Here is a 19,304-nt window from a genome sequence, read left to right as displayed (position 1 = left end):
GATTTCCGCTACCATGCACAACGCAACAAAAACCCAATTATGTTGCAGGTAAATTAACATATTCTGACGATACGGCGCTTATGATTGTCTTCTCTGCCCTACAAATTCGCCGCGGTATTCGCGTTCTGCTCGATAACGCGACCGCCACCATCAATCCCGGCCAAAAAGTCGGACTGGTGGGTAAAAACGGCTGTGGAAAATCCACGCTGCTGTCGTTGCTGAAAGGCGAGATCAGCAGCGATGCTGGCTCATTCACCTTTCCCGGCAACTGGTCGCTTGCTTGGGTTAACCAGGAAACCCCTGCCCTGAGCCAGGCCGCCCTTGACTATGTGATCGATGGCGATCGTGAATACCGCCAGCTTGAGGCAGAACTGGCAGAGGCGAACATCAGAAATGACGGAAATGCCATTGCTTTGGTACACGGAAAGCTCGATACCATTCAGGCCTGGACCATACAGTCACGCGCCTCGAGCCTGCTGCATGGACTGGGATTTAGTCAGGAGCAGCTTCAGCGCCCGGTAAGCGACTTTTCGGGCGGCTGGCGCATGCGGCTAAACCTGGCTCAGGCGTTACTGTGCCGCTCAGATTTGTTGCTGCTGGATGAACCGACCAACCACCTCGATCTGGATGCGGTTATCTGGCTGGAGCGCTGGCTGAAAAGCTATGAAGGTACCCTGATCCTGATCTCGCACGATCGCGATTTTCTCGATCCCGTGGTGGATAAAATTATCCACATCGAGCAGCAGACGATGATGGAGTACACCGGGAACTACAGCTCCTTCGAACGCCAGCGCGGCGCCAAACTGGCCCAGCAGCAGGCGTTATATCAGAGCCAGCAGGAAAAAGTGGCGCATCTGCAGAAATATATTGATCGCTTCCGTGCTCAGGCAACCAAGGCGAAGCAGGCCCAAAGCCGCATTAAGATGCTGGAGCGCATGGAGCTGATTGCGCCAGCGCACGTGGATAACCCCTTCAGCTTCAGCTTTCGTGCACCGGAGAGCCTGCCGAATCCGCTGCTGAAAATGGAAAAAGTCACCGCAGGCTATGGCGATCGCATCATTCTTGATGCCATTAAGCTTAACCTGGTGCCCGGCTCACGTATTGGCCTGCTGGGGCGCAACGGCGCCGGTAAATCGACCCTGATTAAGCTGCTGGCCGGTGAGCTCAGTGCCAAAGAGGGTGAGATTGGGCTGGCAAAAGGCATCAAGCTGGGTTACTTCGCCCAGCATCAGCTGGAGTTCCTGCGCCCCGACGAGTCCCCTTTACAGCACCTGTCCCGTATCGCGCCGAAAGAGCTGGAGCAGCAGTTACGTGACTATCTCGGCGGTTTTGGTTTTCAGGGTGATAAAGTCACAGAGATAACAGCGCGTTTCTCCGGTGGAGAAAAGGCGCGCCTGGTGCTGGCGCTGATTGTCTGGCAGCGCCCTAACCTGCTGCTGCTGGATGAGCCAACCAACCATCTGGATCTGGATATGCGCCAGGCACTCACCGAAGCGCTTATCGATTTCGAAGGCGCGTTAGTGGTGGTTTCGCACGATCGTCATCTGTTACGTGCCACCACGGACGATCTCTATCTGGTTCACGATGGCAGCGTAGATGTGTTTCCCGGCGATCTGGAAGACTATCAGCAGTGGCTGAGCGACCTGCAAAAACAGCAGTCTCAGCAGGATGCGGCACCCAGGCAGGATTCCGGCAACAGCGCTCAGGCGCGCAAGGACCAGAAGCGCCGTGAAGCGGAGCTGCGCACGCAGACCCAGCCGCTGCGTAAAGAAATTGAGAAGCTGGAAAAGCAGATGGCAAAATGGCAAAGCCAGCTCGCCGACGCCGAAGCCCTGCTCTCAGATAGCGCCCTCTATGAGCAAAGCCGTAAGGCCGATCTCAGCGCCGCGCTACAAAAACAGGCCGAGAGTAAATCGGCCCTGGAAGAGGTGGAGATGGCCTGGCTGGATGCACAGGAAAAACTGGAAGCCATGCTCACCGCCTGATAAAGGCGGTGATGTTTCTTGCTCTTGCCTTACTCCTCCGCACCGGCTCCAGCGCCGGGTGCGGATCAATAAGGCTGGTCACCTAGCACCGTCGCCCGCTGCATCACTCGCCTCGCCGGATAATAGTCCGCATTCGCATAGTGCTGTGTCACCCGGTTGTCCCAGATAGCCAGATCGTTTGGCTGCCAGCGCCAGCGCACCTGAAACTCGGGCCGGGTCACGTGGGCAAACAAAAAGCCCAGTAGCGCGTCGCTCTCTTTCTGACTGATATCCATAATCCGCGTCGTAAACCCCTCGTTGACAAACAGGGCCTTCTTGCCACTCACGGGATGGGTGCGGATTACCGGATGATAAACAGGGGGATTTTTCGCCACAGCCTGCTGCCACTGCCGATGCGCCTCTTCCGTCTTGCGATGCTTATATTCAGGAAACGCCTTGGTAAAGTCATGCTCTGCACGTAACTCAACCAGTAATGTCTTAAAAGGCGCAGACAGCGCCTCATAAGCGGCAATGCCGCTGGTCCACAACGTATCGCCGCCAGACTCAGGCAGCACTTTAGACGCAAGTAACGCCACGGCGGGCGGCGTTTGAATAAAGGTCACATCGGTATGCCAGTTGTCATTATCCGGCGGATTATCCTGGTGCGTGTCCAGAACGATAATCTCTTCCACGCCCTCGGCATGAGGGTAAACCGGATGAATATGGAGATCGCCAAAGCGAATCGCCAGTGCGCGATGCTGCTCGGGCGTAATGACCTGTTCGCGCAGGAACAGCACCTGGTGACGCAGCAGCGCATGATAAAGCTGTTCAAACTGCGCGTCGCTGAGGGGACGTGATACATCAAGGTTGCCGACCTGGGCACCGATAAAGGGCCCCAGCGGCTTGATGGCTAACTTTTCGTTCATTTTTGCTCTCCATTCCAGGGCGTTAACCGGCGTTGCAACGCACGCAGACTCAGCTCTAAACCAAACGCAATCACGGCAATGACCGCGATCCCTGCCAGCACCACATCCGTAGCAAGAAACTCGCCCGCCGACTGCACCATAAAACCCAAGCCTCGGGTTGCCGCGATTAACTCGGCAGCCACCAGCGTTGACCATCCCACGCCCAGACCAATCCGTAACCCGGTCAGTATCTCTGGCAGGGCACCAGGCAAAATGACCCAACGCAGCTGTTGCCAGCGGGTCGCTCCCAACGAGGCCGCCGCACGCAGACGAACCTGCTGAGCATGACGCACGCCCGCCACCGTCGACAGCACCACCGGGGCGAATATAGCCAGATAAATCAACAGGATTTTCGAGGTCTCGCCAATACCAAACCAGATCACCATCAGCGGCAAATACGCCAGCGGCGGTACGGGCCGGTACAGCTCAATCAGCGGATCGATCAGCGCACGCACGACCGGGCTGATGCCCATCGCGATCCCCACCGGGATGCCGATCGCCGCCGCCGCGGTTAAGGCAATCAGCATCCGCGTCAGACTGGCCGACAGATGCTGCCACAGCGTGGCGTCCATAAATCCTTGCGGGCCAGCCACCAGCAGCAGCTTACTTACTACCTGCTGCGGCGAAGGTAAAAACAGCGGTGCAATGAGGCCCAGCGCGGTCACGCTCCACCAGACGAACAGCAGCACAAGCAGGCTCAGGGCGCTCAGCGTAAACGAGGTGGAAAAAGGCCAGCGCAGGCGACGGTGGCGCACGGTGGCCGGCTCATCGTTGATCAGCGCACTCATACAAAGGCCTCCCGCTGTTCAAATACCCGACTCAACACATATTCCCGCTGGGCAATAAAATCAGGATCGGATTTAATGCTCCGGCAGGGTTCGCCCTCCACGAAACGCTGACCAAAATTAAGCGTCATTTTTTCCTGCACGCGCCCAGGCCCGGGAGAGAGCAGCACCAGCTCGCTGGCCAGAAAGATGGCTTCTTCAATGTCGTGAGTGATAAGCAGAATCTGCTTACCGCTGTTGCGCCACAGGGTTAATAACAGGGTTTGCATTTGCTCACGCGTAAACGCGTCAAGTGCGCCGAAAGGCTCATCCAACAGCAACAGTTGTGGATTGGCCGCCAGCGCCCGGGCGATTCCGACGCGCTGACGCTGGCCTCCTGACAGCTGCCAGATAGGGCGTTTTTCCGCACCTTCGAGTCCGACGCTTTTGATGAAGCCCCGTGCAATCTCCTCACGCTGCTGGCGCGCCATGCCGGCTATCTGCAAGCCGAAAGCCACGTTATCCAGCACGTTACGCCACGGCAGCAGGCCTTCGTTCTGAAACACCACGCCACGCTCTGCGCCCGGCCCGCGCACAGGCTCCCCGTCCAGGGAAACCGTGCCGGACTCAACCGGTAAAAATCCGGCGATCAGGTTAAGCAGGGTTGTTTTGCCACAGCCTGACGGCCCCAGCACGACCATCAACGCTTTTTTATCAAGCTGTAACGTGATGTCCTGCAACACAGGCTGGCCGCCATAACTCGCGTTCAGGTGAGCGATACGTAACATGGCGTTCTCCTCAGGGTTTAGCCAAGGGGGCAACAAAGCGGCTGGTGACATAACGGCTGTAATCACTGCCAGCCTGCGGCACTTTTCCCTGCGCTTTCAGAAACTGCGCCGTATCCACAATGGCCTTGTTCACCGGCTGATCCAGCTGTTTAACCTGCTGCGCGGCCGTAAGGTAGGTATTGCCTTTTACCAGTTCCGGAACCGCTTGCTCTGGCACGCCGCTTAAACGCGAAAGCTTGCTGAGGTTGTCAGCCTGTTTCAGCCACTTTTCCGGGTCATCCAGATAGGCTTTCTGCGCCTCAAGGGCGCTGCGGGCAAAGGCGGTAACAATATCAGGATGCTGCTGCGCGAAGTCTTTACGCACGACCCAGACATCCAGCGTAGGCGATCCCCAGCGGCCAACCTGAGAAGAGTCTGTCAGGACCTTGCCGTCCTTTTCCAGTGCATTGACCGCCGGTGCCCAAACGTACGCGCCGTCGATGTCGCCCCGCTGCCAGGCGGCCACAATAGCGGGCGGCTGCAGGTTCACCAGTTGGACCTGGGAGGGTTTAATTCCCCAGTGCTTCAAGGCAGCAAGCAGGCTGTAGTGCGTGGTGGAGATAAAGGGGACGGCGATGCGTTTGCCAATCAGATCCTGAGGGCTGGCGATGGTTTTCCTGACAACAAGCGCTTCTGAATTCCCCAACTGAGAGGCGAGCAAAAACGCTTCTATCGGGAGTTGCTGCGTCGCCGCAACCGCTAGCGGACTGGACCCAATATTGCCTATCTGCACATCTCCGGATGCCAGGGCGCGCAATACGCCCGCCCCACTGTCGAATTTGCGCCAGGCTACCGTTGCGCCGCTCTCTTTAGCAAAAGTGTTATCTGCCTGCGCCACCTTGGCCGGTTCGGCAGAGGTTTGATACGCCACCGTCACGTCGACCGCGCCGGCCTGAAACGCCAGCAGTGCCAGCACAGTAGCCAAAATGGTTGACTGCCCTTTTAACATGATTTTCCCCATCACTTTTATGATGTGGGCAGTGTTGCTGGCAGGATTAATTTCACAAAGGAATTAAAAGTTATCCCTAATAGAAAGAAATTCTTAGATCATCATCTGCAATAGATTGCCGTTATATGCAAATTAAAATTCAGACAAAAAGCCATAAATTTGTCAGGCGCTCACATGCTGGGTGTGCTATTGATATGCGCTATTATTTGCTCCCGGTGAGGCCTGCGAGTTCGATGTCGATCGACAAAGTTGCCCTGTTAGCTGGCGTGTCTAAAGCCACGGTATCCCGCGTGCTTAACGCTCATCCAGGTGTGAAAGCGGATACGCGCCAGAAAGTGCTGGATGCCATTTCAACCAGCGGCTATCAGCCAAACCTGTTAGCGCGTCAGTTGCGTACCTCACAAAGCCATATGCTGCTGGTGCTGATTTCAGATATCACCAATCCCTTTTGTTCCAGGGTGGTGCAAGGCATTGAAGCGGAAGCCGAAATGCATGGCTACCATATCCTGTTGTGTAATTCCGCCTCGCAGTTTAAACGCGAAGCCGCTTACCTGACGCTGCTCACAGGCAAAGTCGTTGATGGCGTCATTACCATGGACGCGGCGGCCGGGCTGGAAAGCCTTATCGATATCATTGGAGATGCGCCCTGGGTGCAGTGCTCAGAGTTTGATCCCCAGATTGCGGCATCCTCGGTCTCCATCGATCATCTTGAGGCTGCGCGCGATACCGTACATTACCTTGCTGCCAGAGGCCGCCAACGCATTGCACTGGTCAACGGCGACATGCGTTATCTGTATTCCCAGTATCGTGAGCAGGGTTATCGCCAGGCCATTGAGCAAACGGATTTGGGCTGGTCTAAGGTCGTCTATACTGCGGATATTTCCTGTGAAGAAGGCAGTCGGGCTTTACGGGAGATGTTGCACTCGCCCGAGCGACCAGACGCGGTCTTTGCCGTGTCCGATGTACTGGCGGTCGGCGTCGTGCATGCGGCGCTGGAAGCAGGCTTGCGCGTACCCGAGGATTTGGCTGTGGTCGGGTTTGACGGTATTCCCTTTACCGGCAGCCTGAATCCGCCTTTGACCACCATAGAGCAACCGATGAATGAGCTGGGCGCCCGCAGCGTACAGTTGCTGCTGAAAAAAATCCGTCAGCCCCATGCGCCGGTTGTCAGGGAGGTGCTGCCCTGGAAGCGCCTGGAACGCGCCTCCAGTTAACGTCAGCGCCAGATGAGCAGTACGCAGGCTGCGGTTAACAGCCCCATACTGAGGTTAAATATCTTCCACGCGCGCGGACTGCGTAAAACACGGCCAATCATCGCGCCAAACCCCATCCAGATGATGCCCGCGACCAGATTGACCATCACCATCCCTACGCTGATTAACAGGACAGAGCGGCGATATCCGGCACCGGCCAGGCTAAAGCTGGCTATCGCCCCCAAGGCCATTAACCAGGCTTTGGGATTGATCAACTGCAACAATCCTCCCTGCCAGAAGGGCATGGGCGCGACCGGTGCCGCATCGGTCTCCAGCTTTTCGTATGCGGCGGTCGCAATTTTCCATGCCAGCCACAGAAGATAGAGGCTCCCGGCAACTTTCAGGATAAGGTGCAGTGAGGGATAGAGCAGGATCAATCCCCCTACGCCAAACGCCACCATCAGTAGCATCAGTTGCATACCAATCATGATGCCGACCATTAACGGAAGGGTTCGGAAAAAGCCAAAGTTGGCGCCCGAGGCGGTGAGTAACATATTATTAGGTCCGGGTGTAATCGCCGCGACCCAGAGAAACCCTAACATTGATAAAAAAAGACTGAGTTCCATTAATCCGGGTTCTCCCTCCATTATGTGAAAACTTATCGAAGCTAACAGTGTGATATGGAACAGACAAGCCTTTACAACATGAAATTTTCGGGCCCGGACGGCGCGGCGTTCAGCCCCATGCGCGGCCTGACCAATCCGCATGTGCAAACCATACTGCCGCGCCTGTTCCGCCGTACTCTAGCGTTAACGCCTCACTGGCAGCGGCTGGATTTACCCGATGGTGATTTTGTCGATCTGGCCTGGAGTGAAGATCCACAGTTTGCCGCGCATAAACCACGCGTGGTGCTGTTTCATGGTCTGGAAGGAAGCTTCCACAGTCCCTACATCCATGGCCTGATGCAAGTCTGCAGGCAACGTGGCTGGCTGGCCGTAGTGATGCATTTTCGCGGCTGTAGCGGCGAGCCGAACAGGCTAAACCGGATTTACCACTCCGGCGAGACGGAAGATGCACGCTTTTTCCTGACCTGGCTGAAGGCCCGCTGGGGACAGGTTCCTACTGCAGCTGTGGGGTTTTCGCTGGGCGGGAATATGCTGGGTTGCCTGCTGGGCCAACAGGGCAGTGACGTTGCGCTGGATGCCGGCGTTATCGTTTCGGCACCCTTGATGCTTGAACCCTGTAGCGCCCGACTGGAACGCGGGTTTTCCCAAATTTATCAGCGTTACCTGCTGAGCCAGCTTAAAAAGAATGCCAGGCGCAAGCTGCACGCATGGCCCGACACCTTACCGGTCAATCTCAGTCAGCTGAATGCCCTGCGTCGCCTGCGTGATTTTGACGACGCCATCACGGCCCGGGCGCATGGCTTTGCCGACGCCACGGACTATTATCGCCGTGCCAGCGCCCTGCCGTTGCTGAGATCGGTGACAAAACCGTTGCTGATTATCCATGCAAAAGATGACCCCTTTATGAGCGATGAGGTGATCCCGCAGAATGACCAGTTATCTGCCACTATTACCTATCAGCTGACAACACACGGTGGTCATGTTGGATTTGTGAGTGGTACCCTGCGTCAGCCTGAATTGTGGCTGGAACAGCGCGTGCCGCAGTGGATTTCCCCTTATCTGGATAGCTAACCCTGTGATTATTCCCTGGCAACAGGTTTCTCCCGAAACCCTTGAAAACGTTATTGAAGCCTTTGTTCTGCGCGAAGGTACCGACTACGGCGAACAGGAACTCAGCCTGACCGAAAAAGTCGCCAATGTGCGACGCCAGCTGCAGCAAGGTGAAGTCGTGCTGGTCTGGTCTGAGCTTCACGAATCGGTCAACATCATGCGCAAAAGTGAGTTCCGTGGCTGATGCACAGAACGAAAAATCGTGCTAACAATGCTCATCGCCTGATTTCACAGGGAGTTTCACTATGTCGGCACGTCATCCGATTATCGCGGTAACAGGTTCCAGCGGTGCCGGAACCACTACCACCAGCCTCGCATTCCGTAAAATTTTTCAGCAACTCAATTTGCACGCGGCCGAGCTGGAAGGAGACAGTTTCCACCGATTTACCCGGCCTGAAATGGATATGGCTATCCGTAAGGCGCGCGATCTGGGTCGCCATATCAGCTACTTTGGCCCGGAGGCGAATGATTTCGGTCTGCTGGAGCAGACCTTTGTTGAATACGGTGATCAGGGCAAGGGCCAGTCACGTAAATACCTGCATACCTACGACGAAGCGGTGCCCTGGAATCAGGTGCCAGGTACCTTTACCCCGTGGCAGCCGCTGCCACCGGATACGGACGTGCTGTTTTATGAAGGACTGCACGGCGGCGTCGTGACGGCTCAGCACAACGTCGCTGAAAAAGTGGATTTACTGGTCGGCGTCGTCCCCATCGTTAACCTGGAGTGGATTCAGAAGCTGGTACGCGATACCGGTGAACGCGGTCATTCGCGTGAAGCCGTAATGGATTCGGTGGTGCGCTCAATGGAAGATTACATCAATTTCATTACGCCGCAGTTCTCACGCACCCATATTAACTTTCAGCGGGTTCCAACCGTCGACACCTCTAACCCCTTTGCGGCACGCACCATTCCTTCACTGGATGAAAGTTTTGTCGTCATCCACTTTCAGGGGCTGGAAGATATTGATTTTCCCTACCTACTGGCCATGCTGCAGGGATCGTTTATTTCCAATATCAACACGCTGGTTGTACCTGGCGGGAAAATGGGGCTGGCGATGGAATTAATTATGGCACCGCTGGTAAAACGGCTCATGGAAGGCAAACGCATTGAATAAAATCAGAGGCCGCGCTGGCCTCTGAATAATTACAGCTCGATAACTTCGTAACTGTGGGTAATTTCCACCCCTTTGCCTAACATAATGGCAACCGAGCAATACTTCTCAGCTGAAAGGTCGACCGCACGCGCGACGGCTTTATCTGAAAGTGCTTTTCCACTGACGATAAAATGCAGGTTGATGCGGGTAAAGATGCGAGGCGCTTCTTCCCGACGTTCTGATTCGAGTTTTACTTCGCAATCAGCCACATCGTTGCGACCTTTTTGCAAAATTGATACCACATCAATGGCGCTGCATCCGCCGGCCGCCATCAGCACCATTTCCATAGGGCTGGGCGCTTTATCGCCGGAATTGCCGTCCATTAAGACCTGATGTCCGGACGAAGACTCGCCGAGGAATGTTAACCCTTCAACCCATTTGACTCTTGCCTGCATAATCTGGCCCCCAGAATGCCCTGTTTTTGCGTCAGAGTACGCTTTTGCCTGGTAAACAGCAATCCGGAGAAATCAGCCTTATTGCTGAAGCGAGACAACACAAGACAGTCGGCGAAAGCTGTGCTACAAACAGTGCTGAAAATATTTTTCGTCATCCGAAGACGAAGCCGGGAAGAATGATGCGCTCTGCGCAAATGCAGCCCGAATAATTTCCTGAATGGAAACACGCTTAACGCTTTCATCGCCTGGCAGGGAAACTGAGCCCTGTATTTTGGGCACGATTACAATAGAGGATAATAGCGAATGGTTCTCGGCAAACCGCAAACAGACCCTACACTTGAATGGTTCCTGTCCCATTGCCATATTCACAAGTATCCATCCAAAAGTACGCTGATTCACCAAGGTGAAAAAGCCGAAACGCTTTACTACATCGTGAAAGGTTCCGTCGCGGTACTGATTAAGGATGAAGAAGGCAAAGAGATGATTCTTTCTTATCTGAATCAAGGCGATTTTATTGGTGAGCTTGGCCTGTTTGAAGAAGGTCAGGAGCGCAGCGCCTGGGTACGTGCGAAAACTGCGTGCGAAGTGGCAGAGATTTCCTACAAGAAATTCCGTCAGCTCATCCAGGTTAACCCGGATATTTTGATGCGTCTTTCTTCTCAGATGGCTCGCCGTCTGCAGGTGACGTCAGAAAAAGTGGGAAATCTCGCTTTCCTGGATGTGACCGGACGCATTGCACAAACGTTGCTTAATCTGGCTAAACAGCCAGATGCCATGACGCATCCTGACGGCATGCAAATTAAAATTACTCGTCAGGAAATTGGCCAAATCGTTGGTTGTTCACGTGAAACCGTGGGCCGTATTTTGAAGATGCTGGAAGATCAGAACCTGATCTCCGCACACGGCAAAACCATCGTTGTTTACGGCACACGCTAAGCCTGACTGTTCACGGCGTGATGGCGACATTATGCCGTGAATGTCTTGTGTTGAGCCGATGTGGCGAAGAATAATCTATCACCCCGAAGTTAACTATGCGCTGCGCCAGACGCTGGTGTTGTGCCTTCCCGTAGCGCTCGGCTGGCTGTTCGGCGATCTGCAAAAAGGATTGCTGTTCTCATTGGTTCCCGCCTGCTGCAACATTGCCGGTCTGGACACGCCCCACAAACGCTTCTTTAAACGCCTGATCATCGGCGGCAGCCTGTTTGCCCTTGGCAGTTTACTGATGCAGTGGCTGCTGCTTAAAGACGTGCCGCTGCCGCTCATCCTGTTTGCCCTGCCTTTGCTGCTTGGCGTCACCGGAGAGATCAGTCCGCTGCACGCCCGACTGCTGCCCGGCACGTTAATCGCGTCAATTTTTACCCTCAGCCTGATTGGCCGTATGCCCATTTACGTTCCGCCCCTGCTCTATATCGGTGGAACGCTCTGGTATGGCCTGTTCAACTGGTTTTGGTTCTGGCTGTGGAAAGAGCAGCCGATGCGCGAAAGCCTGAGCCTGATCTACCGTGAGCTGGCAAATTACTGTGACGCCAAGTACAGCTTATTGACGCAGCTGACCGATCCGGAAAAAGCCCTGCCGCCCCTGCTGGCGCGTCAGCAAAAAGCGATCGATCTGATCAACACCTGCTATCAGCAAATGCATATGCTGTCTGCGAGTCGCGATCACAGCCACAAACGCCTGACCCGGGCGTTTCAGGTAGCACTGGATCTGCAGGAGCATATCTCCGTCAGCCTGCATCAGCCGGAAGAGGTCCAGAAGCTGGTCGAGCAAAGCCATGCTGAAGCCGTCATCCGCTGGAACGCCAGAACGATTTCAGCCCGGCTGCGCGCGCTGGCCGACGATATTCTGTATCACCAACTCTCTGGTCGTTTCGATATGGACAAGCAGTTGGGTGCGCTGGAGAAAATCGCCCTTCAGCATCCGGACAATCCGGTGGGTAACTTCTGTCTCTATCATTTCAGCCGTATCGCCCGGGTGCTTCGAACCCAAAAGCCGCTTTATCAACGCGACCTGATGGCCGATCGCCAGCGTCGTTTACCGCTGCTGCCCGCGTTGCGGAGCTATCTGTCGCTGCGGTCTTCCGCACTGCGAACGGCCGGGCGTTTTTCCGTCATGCTGATGCTGGGCAGCGCCCTGGCCGTGTTCTTTTCGATTCCTAAGCCCTACTGGATTTTGATGACCATCATGTTTGTCAGCCAGAGCAACTACAGCGCAACCCGCGTACGTATTCAGCACCGGGCCCTGGGAACCTTTGCCGGACTGGCTATCGCGGCGGCGTCGCTACGCCTGGATGTGCCTGAACCGCTGGTGCTGAGCATCATGCTGGTGATTACCTTTATCAGCTACCGTTTTACCCGCCAGTTTTACGGCTGGTCAATAGTGGGATTTACGGTTACGGCCGTTTATACGCTGCAACTGCTCTCCCTTAACGGGGCACAGTTTTTACTGCCCCGCCTGCTGGATACGCTGATGGGCTGCCTGATCGCCTTTGGGGGCATGTTATGGCTGTGGCCGCAGTGGCAAAGTGCCCTGCTGCGCCAGAATGCCCATGATGCGCTGGAGGCCTGTCAGGATGCCCTGCGAATGTTGCTGGGCCCGGAGCAGTCACCCGATGCGCTGGCTTACCAGCGGGTTAAGGTCAACCAGGCGCATAACGCCGTATTCAACTCCCTGAATCAGGCCATGCAGGAGCCGGGATTTAATTCACGCTACCTGCAGGATATGCGCTTATGGGTCACGCACTGCCAGTTTATCGTGGAGCACATTAACGCCATGACCATTCTGGCACGTGAACATACCATGCTGCCGCCCACGCTGGCTGAGCACTACCTGCAATGGTGCGAGATCGCCCTGCAACGGTGTCAGCAAAGGCTGGAATATGATGGGGAAAGTTCGCAGACGGATCTGCTACAGGGCGTGGAAGATATAAATGAGGGGCCGGTCACGGTACTGGAGCAGCACGTCAGGCGCATCCTGGAGCATCTGAAAGTCATGCACACGATCTCTTCTCTGGCCTGGAACCAGCGGCCTCATCATGGCCGCTGGCTGTTGCGCAGTCTGCGCCGCAAATAACTCAGGCAGACAGCACTTTCTCTACCGCACGGGCAAAGCGAGCCATGCCCTCTTCGATATCGGCAGGCTCGATAATCAGCGACGGTGCGAAGCGCATCACATCTGTTCCGGCCACCAGCACCATGACGCCTTCCGCAGCTGACGCATTCAGAATATCGCGCGCCTTGCCCGCATACTGCGGCTTCAGGGCTGCACCAATCAGCAGGCCTTTACCACGGATATCACTGAACAGGTCGTGACGCGCATCAATAGCCTTGAGCGCCTCAACAAACTGCTGGCGGCGGATTTCTACCCCATTCAGTACAGCTGGCGTATTGATAATATCTAACGCGGTTTCTGCGATCGCGCATGCCAGCGGATTGCCGCCATAAGTCGTGCCATGCACGCCAGGCGCCATGGTTGAGGCTACCTCATTGGTGGTCAGCATGGCGCTTACAGGAAAACCGCCGCCCAGCGCCTTCGCCGAGGTCAGAATATCGGGCGTCACGCCGTAGTGCTCATAGGCAAACAACTTACCGCTGCGCCCCATGCCGCTTTGCACCTCATCCAGTACCAGCAGCGCCTGGTGTTTGTCGCACAGTTCACGTAACCCCTGCATAAACGCTGGTGTTGCAGGCATCACACCGCCTTCACCCTGAATCGGCTCCACCACAATGGCGCAAGTGTGATCGTCAATCACCGCCTTAACCGCGTCCAGATCGTTGAACGGCACATGAACGATATCGGCGGGTTTCGGGCCAAAACCGTCGGAGTACTTGGGCTGACCGCCCACCGTTACGGTGAACAGCGTCCGGCCGTGAAAGGCGTTGTGAAAGGCAATGATTTTGCTTTTGAACGGGCTGTGGCGTTTACAGGCATAGTAGCGAGCCAACTTAAACGCGGCCTCATTGGCTTCTGCCCCCGAATTAGCAAAAAAGACCCGCTCCGCAAACGTGGCGTTGATCAGTTTACTGGCCAGACGCAGCGCAGGTTCATTGGTAAACACATTGCTGGTATGCCATAAGGTTTCGCCCTGTTTCTTCAGGGTCTCAACCAGCGCCGGGTGGCAATGGCCCAGAGCGGTCACGGCAATGCCGCCAGAGAAGTCGATATATTCTTTACCCTGTTGATCCCAGACGCGGCTTCCCTTGCCTTTTACCGGTACAAACTGAGCAGGTGCATAAACAGGCAAAATGACCTGATCGAACGTCTCACGCGTTACTGCCATATTTTCCGCTGTCATTGACAACCTCATTAACTGATTCGTTGAGTCACGATGAAATAATAATCATGAAATATGCATAAAAAATCACTTAAAGGCAAACACAACTTTACTGGTGCAGGAAATTAGCCAACAGCTGGTGTCCCTGTTCACTGAGGATGCTCTCTGGATGAAACTGCACGCCTTCCAGTGCGAGCGTTTTATGGCGAATCCCCATAATCTCATCCGGCTGGCCGTTACGCAGGCTCCATGCGGTCACCTCGAACGCATCAGGTAAGGTTTCCGTTTTGACAATAAGTGAATGGTAGCGCGTAACGGTCAACGGCTCATTCAGACCGCGGAAGACGCCACAACCATTGTGCTGCACCGCCGAGGTTTTACCGTGCATTACCTCGCGAGCGCGAACGATCTGCGCCCCAAAAACCTGGGCTATCGCCTGATGGCCCAGGCAAACGCCCAGTACAGGAAGACGGCCAGCGTAATGGCGGATGGCCTGCAACGAAATACCGCTCTGATCGGGCGTGCAGGGGCCAGGGGAAATCACCAAATGAGTCAGCGGCAGCGTGCGCATTTCATCAAGGGTAATAGCATCATTTCTTACTACCCGAACCTGAGCACCCAGTTGGCAAAAATACTGGTAGAGGTTCCAGGTAAACGAGTCGTAGTTATCAATAAGCAGCAACATGATTGTGATTTCAGGCAGACCGGAGGAATGCGCGGAGCGTTCAGCATCCAGAGTGATGACCAGAGCGCTATCCTATCATGCTGTTCAGGATGAGTGTGATGTGGGGATGCCGGATAACCGATTTCGTGCAGGGCGACGCACCTGGTGCGCCGCCCTGTGGCGTAAGCGGATCAGGGGGCTTTGGCTTCACTGACGATACAGGCAAAGAGCTTTTCCAGCGGCTGCAACGCGCCGGCGGCACCGGCCTGATTTGCCGCAACCCAGTCTTCGGCGCTCAGGTTGTCCCATTCCAGCACGTAGCCGGCATGCAGCGCCAGCTGTTCAAAGAAAATACGCTGCGCCCTGCCGTTACCTTCGCGGAAGGGATGCAGCATATTGACTTCGCAATAGTACCAGGCAATCCGTTTCACAAACTCAGCCTGAGGCAGACAGGCCAAGGCTTTCTCCTCTTCCAGCGCCGCCATCAGTGCATTTCCTTCTTTTTCGATGTACTCGAAATGACAAAAAGGGGTTTCATCGCGCCAGATGTCCAGCGTACGCAGTTCGCCGGCCCAGCTATAGACGTCCTGAAACAGGGTACGGTGAATATGGCAGAGGTAGGGTAATCCGATCTTGCGCGGGCCCAGTTCAAGCGTGGCAAGGCGCGCGGCACTAAAGCTTAACTCGGCTTTACGCAGCTGCGCGGCATCGTGAATATCAAGAAGGTTTTTCAGTACGGTATCGTTTTGCCACAGGTAGGGATCCTGAGTGACGGCAGTGTTAGCAGCCATATTGCCTCCTCAGTGAGGCCAGACGCGCTTCTGCATCTTCACCCTTGATTTCCGGTTCCGTCAGGGTAAAGCCTTCGAGCCGACAGCTTGCCCGATAGCTGGCATTTCGCCGCTGTTGCCAGAGCGCTGCTTTTTGTTTATCTGTGAGTTTGTTTGCCATACCGCCTCCTGCTCAGGTTTGCTCTAAGTATAAGAGCAAATTTTCCCTTTGCCGGAGACGAGATGGCATGGGATCAAATTACGGTAAGACTTTCGCTGACAAAATGACCACAGGTTTGGTTGGCACATTCTGATACGGGCCCACGTCTTTTGTCGGCACCTGAGAAATTTTATCCACCACGTCCTGGCCTTTGACAATCTTACCAAATACGGCGTAACCAAAATCACGTTGACCATGATCCAGAAAAGCGTTGTCAGCAACGTTCAGGAAGAACTGGCTGGTGGCGCTGTCTTTATCGGCGGTACGGGCCATTGAGATGGTGCCACGCAGGTTGCGCAAGCCGTTGTCTGCTTCGTTTTTAATCGGCGCGTTGGTCTGTTTTTGCTGCATTTCACTGGTAAAGCCACCGCCCTGGATCATAAAGCCAGGAATGACGCGGTGAAAAATCGTGTTGTTATAGAAACCGCTGTTGACGTAATCCACGAAGTTTTTAACTGAAACCGGTGCTTTTTGATTATTCAGTTCGAGTTCGATATTGCCAGCAGAGGTGGTAAGCAGAACATGCGTATCACCTTTAGCCGCTAAAGCTGAGGCGGAAACAGAAGAGAGCGCTAACAGGGCAACTGCCGCTGTCAAAGTACGTTTAAACATGAGTAATTCCTTACTTTGGAGAGCCAGCTCAAAAACGATATTGATTGTAAAGAGCATGTAATACAAGAGCCAGCGTTTTACCTATATTTACGCTAAAGGCACCCACCAGAGCCTGAATAAGGTTGCTTGCGCTTCGTGACTAAAATCACAGTATTGATGAAATGAATGACATCAATTTTCACTCTTAGTTTATTAAGATCACGGTTACGTTTACAATTTCTGACGCTTCAGGCTCTCCCGCTTCCTAACAGGTTCAGAACATGACAAATCGTAATCGTATCGGCCTTACCTGGATTAGCTTTCTCTCGTATGCGCTTACCGGCGCACTGGTGATTGTCACCGGCATGGTAATGGGCGATATCGCGAAAGATTTCCAGATTCCTATCGACAGTATGGGCAACACCTTCACCTTCCTGAACAGTGGCATTCTGGCTGCGGTTTTCCTTAATGCCTGGCTGATGGTGATTGTGCCGCTCAAACGGCAGCTGATATTCGGCTTTGTGCTGATGGTGTTAGCCGTCATCGGCTTAATGACCAGCCGCGATCTGTCGGTATTTTCTCTGTGCATGTTCGTGCTTGGCGTGGTCAGCGGCATTACCATGTCGATTGGCACCTTCCTGATAACCCACATGTACGAAGGCCGTCAGCGCGGTTCACGTCTGCTGTTTACGGATTCGTTCTTCAGTATGGCAGGCACCATTTTCCCCATCCTTGCCGGTATCCTGCTGGCGCGTCATCTGCCGTGGTACTGGGTTTACGTCTGTATTGGCGTGATTTATGTTGGCATTTTTATCATGACGCTGTTTGTTGAATTCCCGGTGCTGCGAAAGCCGGAGAACAGCCCGACCGTTGAGAAAGAGAAATGGGGGGCTGGCGTCCTGTTTCTGGCCATTGCGGCGCTATGCTACATCCTGGGCCAGTTAGGCTTTATTTCCTGGGTGCCAGAGTACGCGACCAAAGTCATGGGCATGAATATTGACGACGCCGGTCAGCTGGTGGGCAGTTTCTGGACCGCCTACATGGTCGGTATGTGGGTGTTCAGCTTCCTGCTGCGCTTCTTTGATCTGCAACGTATTTTGATGGTGCTGGCAGGCCTGGCAACGGTGTTGATGTACTGGTTCGTAAGCAGCCATGACGCCAGCATGCTGAGATGGATTATCTTAACGCTGGGCTTTAGCTCAAGCGCGATTTATACCACCATTATCACCCTGGGCTCGCTGCAAACCAAAGTGGCCTCACCCAAGCTGGTTAACTTTATTCTGACCTGCGGCACGGTCGGCACCATGCTGACCTTTGTTGTGACGTCACCGATTGTGAAAAACAGCGGCGTTCACAGCGCGCTGTTAACCGCAAACGGCCTGTACGCGGTGGTGTTTATTATGTGTGTGCTGTTAGGTCTGGTGACCAAACACCGCTCCCACGGTCATAACACCCATTAATCTCTCTGGGCGGCGCCACCATGCCGCCCTCGCCTTTCAGCGTTTAAACGTCACGTCTTCCCACTGTTCTAAACAGATTGCGCTTTTCGCAGGCTGAGTCTCGGCTATCACCTTTCCGCGACGCAGCGAATAGCGCACCGGTACCTGTCTTCTCACCGCGTCAAAGCCGTTTTCCGCTGGCAGGATAATCAAGCTGGCGTCATGCCCGCGTTGAATGCCGTATTCTGCAAGATTCATCGTTTTGGCACTGTGATGGGTGATGAGATCGAGCCCGGCATTAATTTGTTCATAGCCCATTAGCTGACACACATGTAGCCCCATATGCAGCACCTGGAGCATATTGGCCGTGCCCAGCGGATACCAGGGATCAAACACATCATCGTGACCAAAGCAGACGTTAATCTCCGCCTCCAGAAGCTCTTTAACACGGGTAATGCCGCGCCGCTTAGGGTAACTGTCGAAACGACCCTGAAGATGAATATTGACCAGCGGATTCGCTACAAAGTTAATCCCGGAGAGCTTCAGGAGTCGAAACAGACGCGATGTGTAGGCACCGTTATAGGAGTGCATCGCCGTGGTGTGGCTTGCGGTCACGCGTGCCCCCATGCCATCGCGGTGGGCCAAGGCGGCCACGGTTTCAACAAAGCGCGACTGCTCATCGTCAATTTCGTCGCAGTGCACATCCACAAGCCGGTCATAACGGTTAGCCAGCGCGAACGTTTTATGCAACGACTCGACGCCGTATTCCCGGGTGAATTCAAAATGAGGAATCGCCCCGACGACATCTGCGCCGAGCCGAAGCGCCTCTTCAAGAAGCGCTTCACCATTGGGATAAGACAGGATGCCTTCCTGCGGAAACGCCACGATCTGAATATCAATCCAGGGTGCCATCTCCGCTTTAAGTTCCAACATCGCTTTGAGAGCCGTTAAGGTGGGATCGGATACGTCCACATGGGTACGGACATACTGTACGCCGTTCGCTATTTGCCACTTAAGCGTCTGCATTGCCCGCCGTTTGACGTCCTCATGACTCAGCAACGCTTTGCGCTCTGCCCAGCGCTCAATGCCCTCAAACAATGTCCCGGACTGGTTCCAGGCTGGCTCTCCCGCGGTTTGCGTGGTATCCAGGTGAATATGAGGTTCAATAAAAGGCGCAAGGGCCAGGCCACCTTCCGCATCCAGCGAGGCGCCGTCCGCAGATATCTGCTGAGGCTGTGCCGTCATTCGGACGATTTTCCCTTCAGCAATTTCTATCTGCCACAGTCCGTCACGTGTGGGCAGACGCAGATTGTTTATCCATCGAAGTGGTGCGGTTGTCATTGCGGGCTCCTGATACGTTAAGCGCTGCTGATTAAAGCTAACACGATAGCGTTGCCCTGCT

At 54.6% G+C, this 19,304-nt stretch carries 20 protein-coding genes; 8 read left to right on the top strand and 12 right to left on the bottom strand.

The features are described from left to right. Positions 1 to 80: 80 nt before the first annotated feature. On the top strand, positions 81 to 1,985 hold the full coding sequence (locus tag P9J57_RS02010; protein ID WP_145032850.1) for an ABC transporter ATP-binding protein: 1,905 nt from the start codon (positions 81 to 83) through the stop codon (positions 1,983 to 1,985). 65 nt (positions 1,986 to 2,050) lie between these two features. Here the strand turns inward: P9J57_RS02010 and tauD are convergent, their stop codons facing one another. From tauD to tauA, 4 genes are read right to left on the bottom strand one after another with little or no spacing between them, the layout of a single operon-like run. Next, positions 2,051 to 2,890 carry a taurine dioxygenase gene (gene tauD / locus P9J57_RS02005; protein WP_028715867.1) on the bottom strand — a complete coding sequence of 280 codons (840 nt, stop codon included), beginning with the start codon at positions 2,888 to 2,890 and terminating at the stop codon, positions 2,051 to 2,053. Next, positions 2,887 to 3,717: a taurine ABC transporter permease TauC gene (gene tauC, locus P9J57_RS02000; RefSeq protein ID WP_013027484.1), complete on the bottom strand. Its 831-nt coding sequence runs from the start codon at positions 3,715 to 3,717 to the stop codon at positions 2,887 to 2,889. Before tauC ends, tauD begins: the two co-directional genes overlap by 4 nt. Then, positions 3,714 to 4,481, bottom strand: coding sequence for a taurine ABC transporter ATP-binding subunit (gene tauB, locus P9J57_RS01995; protein ID WP_014604865.1), 768 nt, complete (start codon positions 4,479 to 4,481; stop codon positions 3,714 to 3,716). The genes tauC and tauB overlap by 4 nt, the downstream gene beginning before the upstream one ends. A gap of 10 nt (positions 4,482 to 4,491) precedes the next feature. Further along, positions 4,492 to 5,481 (bottom strand): taurine ABC transporter substrate-binding protein, encoded by a 990-nt coding sequence (gene tauA, locus P9J57_RS01990; protein ID WP_014594767.1) that lies wholly within the window; start codon positions 5,479 to 5,481, stop codon positions 4,492 to 4,494. Between the two features lie 221 nt (positions 5,482 to 5,702). On the opposite strand from tauA, the gene P9J57_RS01985 reads away from it, so the two are divergent. Further along, the gene (locus tag P9J57_RS01985) at positions 5,703 to 6,683 is read left to right on the top strand and encodes a LacI family DNA-binding transcriptional regulator (protein WP_014604864.1); all 981 of its coding nucleotides are present in this window, start codon (positions 5,703 to 5,705) and stop codon (positions 6,681 to 6,683) included. Positions 6,684 to 6,685: 2 nt separating this feature from the next. On the opposite strand, the gene P9J57_RS01980 is transcribed toward P9J57_RS01985, so the two are convergent. Then, the gene (locus P9J57_RS01980) at positions 6,686 to 7,288 is read right to left on the bottom strand and encodes a LysE family translocator (RefSeq protein WP_041457836.1); all 603 of its coding nucleotides are present in this window, start codon (positions 7,286 to 7,288) and stop codon (positions 6,686 to 6,688) included. Positions 7,289 to 7,342: 54 nt separating this feature from the next. Between P9J57_RS01980 and P9J57_RS01975 the strand changes: the two genes are divergently transcribed. The 3 genes from P9J57_RS01975 (at position 7,343) to P9J57_RS01965 (ending at position 9,513) form a co-directional block, all read left to right on the top strand. Further along, positions 7,343 to 8,359, top strand: coding sequence for a hydrolase (locus P9J57_RS01975; protein ID WP_014594769.1), 1,017 nt, complete (start codon positions 7,343 to 7,345; stop codon positions 8,357 to 8,359). A gap of 4 nt (positions 8,360 to 8,363) precedes the next feature. Further along, positions 8,364 to 8,582 (top strand): YheU family protein, encoded by a 219-nt coding sequence (locus tag P9J57_RS01970; RefSeq protein ID WP_013027490.1) that lies wholly within the window; start codon positions 8,364 to 8,366, stop codon positions 8,580 to 8,582. 61 nt (positions 8,583 to 8,643) lie between these two features. Further along, a complete protein-coding gene (locus tag P9J57_RS01965) occupies positions 8,644 to 9,513 on the top strand; it encodes a phosphoribulokinase (protein WP_013027491.1) in 870 nt (289 codons plus the stop codon). Positions 9,514 to 9,542: 29 nt separating this feature from the next. On the opposite strand, the gene P9J57_RS01960 is transcribed toward P9J57_RS01965, so the two are convergent. Then, positions 9,543 to 9,947 carry an OsmC family protein gene (locus P9J57_RS01960; RefSeq protein WP_013027492.1) on the bottom strand — a complete coding sequence of 135 codons (405 nt, stop codon included), beginning with the start codon at positions 9,945 to 9,947 and terminating at the stop codon, positions 9,543 to 9,545. Between the two features lie 303 nt (positions 9,948 to 10,250). On the opposite strand from P9J57_RS01960, the gene crp reads away from it, so the two are divergent. Beyond that, complete coding sequence (gene crp / locus P9J57_RS01955; RefSeq protein ID WP_000242758.1) at positions 10,251 to 10,883, top strand: cAMP-activated global transcriptional regulator CRP; 633 nt, start codon at positions 10,251 to 10,253, stop codon at positions 10,881 to 10,883. 58 nt (positions 10,884 to 10,941) lie between these two features. After that, positions 10,942 to 13,017, top strand: coding sequence for a YccS/YhfK family putative transporter (locus P9J57_RS01950; RefSeq protein WP_042676635.1), 2,076 nt, complete (start codon positions 10,942 to 10,944; stop codon positions 13,015 to 13,017). Between the two features lies 1 nt (position 13,018). On the opposite strand, the gene argD is transcribed toward P9J57_RS01950, so the two are convergent. From argD to ppiA, 5 genes are all read right to left on the bottom strand, one after another. Beyond that, entirely contained in the window at positions 13,019 to 14,239 is a 1,221-nt protein-coding gene (argD, locus tag P9J57_RS01945) for a bifunctional acetylornithine/succinyldiaminopimelate transaminase (RefSeq protein WP_028715871.1), read from the bottom strand. 88 nt (positions 14,240 to 14,327) lie between these two features. Continuing rightward, a complete protein-coding gene (locus tag P9J57_RS01940; protein WP_145032854.1) occupies positions 14,328 to 14,903 on the bottom strand; it encodes an aminodeoxychorismate synthase component II in 576 nt (191 codons plus the stop codon). 170 nt (positions 14,904 to 15,073) lie between these two features. Next, positions 15,074 to 15,673 carry a putative adenosine monophosphate-protein transferase Fic gene (locus P9J57_RS01935; RefSeq protein ID WP_072139094.1) on the bottom strand — a complete coding sequence of 200 codons (600 nt, stop codon included), beginning with the start codon at positions 15,671 to 15,673 and terminating at the stop codon, positions 15,074 to 15,076. Next, positions 15,663 to 15,833 (bottom strand): YhfG family protein, encoded by a 171-nt coding sequence (locus tag P9J57_RS01930; protein ID WP_013027497.1) that lies wholly within the window; start codon positions 15,831 to 15,833, stop codon positions 15,663 to 15,665. The genes P9J57_RS01935 and P9J57_RS01930 overlap by 11 nt, the downstream gene beginning before the upstream one ends. Before the next feature lie 78 nt (positions 15,834 to 15,911). After that, positions 15,912 to 16,484, bottom strand: coding sequence for a peptidylprolyl isomerase A (gene ppiA, locus P9J57_RS01925; RefSeq protein WP_014604860.1), 573 nt, complete (start codon positions 16,482 to 16,484; stop codon positions 15,912 to 15,914). A gap of 260 nt (positions 16,485 to 16,744) precedes the next feature. Between ppiA and tsgA the strand changes: the two genes are divergently transcribed. After that, positions 16,745 to 17,923, top strand: a complete 1,179-nt coding sequence (gene tsgA / locus P9J57_RS01920; protein WP_013027499.1) for an MFS transporter TsgA — start codon at positions 16,745 to 16,747, stop codon at positions 17,921 to 17,923. A gap of 36 nt (positions 17,924 to 17,959) precedes the next feature. Here the strand turns inward: tsgA and P9J57_RS01915 are convergent, their stop codons facing one another. Next, positions 17,960 to 19,243: a cytosine deaminase gene (locus P9J57_RS01915; RefSeq protein WP_013027500.1), complete on the bottom strand. Its 1,284-nt coding sequence runs from the start codon at positions 19,241 to 19,243 to the stop codon at positions 17,960 to 17,962. Positions 19,244 to 19,304 lie beyond the last annotated feature (61 nt).

The sequence above is a fragment of the Pantoea sp. nfd-35 genome, from assembly GCF_056892255.1.
This window is presented reverse-complemented; position numbering and strand designations above follow the sequence as displayed.

Bases quoted from the DNA above. Each gene is read 5' to 3' on its own strand.
- P9J57_RS02010 (WP_145032850.1), top strand. From the start codon at position 81: ATGATTGTCTTCTCTGCCCTACAAATTCGCCGCGGTATTCGCGTTCTG.
- tauD (WP_028715867.1), bottom strand. From the start codon at position 2,890: ATGAACGAAAAGTTAGCCATCAAGCCGCTGGGGCCCTTTATCGGTGCC.
- tauC (WP_013027484.1), bottom strand. From the start codon at position 3,717: ATGAGTGCGCTGATCAACGATGAGCCGGCCACCGTGCGCCACCGTCGC.
- tauB (WP_014604865.1), bottom strand. From the start codon at position 4,481: ATGTTACGTATCGCTCACCTGAACGCGAGTTATGGCGGCCAGCCTGTG.
- tauA (WP_014594767.1), bottom strand. From the start codon at position 5,481: ATGGGGAAAATCATGTTAAAAGGGCAGTCAACCATTTTGGCTACTGTG.
- P9J57_RS01985 (WP_014604864.1), top strand. From the start codon at position 5,703: ATGTCGATCGACAAAGTTGCCCTGTTAGCTGGCGTGTCTAAAGCCACG.
- P9J57_RS01980 (WP_041457836.1), bottom strand. From the start codon at position 7,288: ATGGAACTCAGTCTTTTTTTATCAATGTTAGGGTTTCTCTGGGTCGCG.
- P9J57_RS01975 (WP_014594769.1), top strand. From the start codon at position 7,343: ATGGAACAGACAAGCCTTTACAACATGAAATTTTCGGGCCCGGACGGC.
- P9J57_RS01965 (WP_013027491.1), top strand. From the start codon at position 8,644: ATGTCGGCACGTCATCCGATTATCGCGGTAACAGGTTCCAGCGGTGCC.
- P9J57_RS01960 (WP_013027492.1), bottom strand. From the start codon at position 9,947: ATGCAGGCAAGAGTCAAATGGGTTGAAGGGTTAACATTCCTCGGCGAG.
- crp (WP_000242758.1), top strand. From the start codon at position 10,251: ATGGTTCTCGGCAAACCGCAAACAGACCCTACACTTGAATGGTTCCTG.
- P9J57_RS01950 (WP_042676635.1), top strand. From the start codon at position 10,942: ATGTGGCGAAGAATAATCTATCACCCCGAAGTTAACTATGCGCTGCGC.
- argD (WP_028715871.1), bottom strand. From the start codon at position 14,239: ATGACAGCGGAAAATATGGCAGTAACGCGTGAGACGTTCGATCAGGTC.
- P9J57_RS01940 (WP_145032854.1), bottom strand. From the start codon at position 14,903: ATGTTGCTGCTTATTGATAACTACGACTCGTTTACCTGGAACCTCTAC.
- P9J57_RS01935 (WP_072139094.1), bottom strand. From the start codon at position 15,673: ATGGCTGCTAACACTGCCGTCACTCAGGATCCCTACCTGTGGCAAAAC.
- P9J57_RS01930 (WP_013027497.1), bottom strand. From the start codon at position 15,833: ATGGCAAACAAACTCACAGATAAACAAAAAGCAGCGCTCTGGCAACAG.
- ppiA (WP_014604860.1), bottom strand. From the start codon at position 16,484: ATGTTTAAACGTACTTTGACAGCGGCAGTTGCCCTGTTAGCGCTCTCT.
- tsgA (WP_013027499.1), top strand. From the start codon at position 16,745: ATGACAAATCGTAATCGTATCGGCCTTACCTGGATTAGCTTTCTCTCG.
- P9J57_RS01915 (WP_013027500.1), bottom strand. From the start codon at position 19,243: ATGACAACCGCACCACTTCGATGGATAAACAATCTGCGTCTGCCCACA.